We start from the raw sequence: 1,059 nt of genomic DNA, 5'->3' as shown, positions 1-1,059 counted from the left end.
GCGGCCGCCAGCTCGCCGCCGCCGTGGCGCAGCGCGTGCTGGACGCGGCCTGAGCGCACCAGACTCGCCCATTCACGCACCCGCGCCCATGGCCACCGCCCTGCCCTTGCAGCGCCACCAGCTCGCCTGCCTGTCCGATGCCGGCTGGCAGCGCCAGCTCGCCCTGCCCTGGGACGGCGAGGCCCGCGAATGCCTCGATCACTGGGCCGCGCGGCGCCTTCCGCTCGTGGTGACCACCCAGCCGCCCGGCCCGGACGGCAGCATCGCGCTGGGCCGGCCGGCCCCCGGCCGCTGGGCACGGCGCCGCCTGGCGCTGCTCGTGGCGCGCGAAGACATCCTCTACTTCGATGCCTTTCCCCCGGCCTTGCTGGCCCAGCCGCTGATGCCGACCGGATCGAAGGCCGCCTGGGGCCGCCTGTGCGAGGCGCTGCAGGCCTGCGGCGTGGCCGCCCGCATCTACGGCAGCCACGGCTGGCAGCTCATCACCGGGCTGGACCACCTGCGCAGCGGCTCCGATGCCGACCTGTGCATCGGCGTGGCCAGCCCCGCGCAGGCCGATGCCGCCGCCGCCTGCCTGCACGCCTTCCCGAAGGCGCAGCCCCGGCTCGACGGGGAACTGCTGTTCGCCAATGGCGCCGCCGTGGCCTGGCGCGAGTGGAGCGCTTGGCGTGCAGGCCGCGGCAAAGCCGTGATGGTCAAGCGCCTGGCTGGCGCCGCGCTGGCGCAAGCCCCCTTCTGGCCGGCCACGGAACCGGCAGAGGAACCGGCTGCAGAGGAGCCGCTGCCATGACCGCCAACGCACGGCGCCGGTCTGCGAGCGACCCGCGCCCGGACCCGGCCCCGCAGGCCATCGGCCGCGCCGCCACGCTGTCGCTCTACGACGAACTGGCCTTGTCGCCCAAGCCCGGGCTGGTGACCCTTACTGACAACGGCAGCCACACCGACATGGATGCCCGCACCTTCATGCGCAGCCTGTTCGCGCTGCGCGTCTATTTCGTGCGCATCGCCGCGCTGGGCCATGCCGGCGAAGGGTTCCCGGCGCTGGAGCGCTGCGGCATC

2 protein-coding genes are annotated in these 1,059 nt (G+C 74.7%); both read left to right on the top strand.

The annotated features are described in order from the left end of the window. Positions 1-88: 88 nt before the first annotated feature. Positions 89-790: a malonate decarboxylase holo-[acyl-carrier-protein] synthase gene (gene mdcG, locus AC27IQ_RS25500; protein WP_487091296.1), complete on the top strand. Its 702-nt coding sequence runs from the start codon at positions 89-91 to the stop codon at positions 788-790. Then, positions 787-1,059: triphosphoribosyl-dephospho-CoA synthase (locus AC27IQ_RS25495; RefSeq protein WP_487091295.1), on the top strand; the 273-nt coding region annotated here is incomplete at its 3' end. The genes mdcG and AC27IQ_RS25495, both read left to right, overlap by 4 nt.

Source organism: Acidovorax sp. KPB24-07, assembly GCF_057543315.1.
The sequence above is the reverse complement of the archived record's forward strand: the minus strand, read 5'-3'. Positions and strand labels throughout refer to the sequence as shown.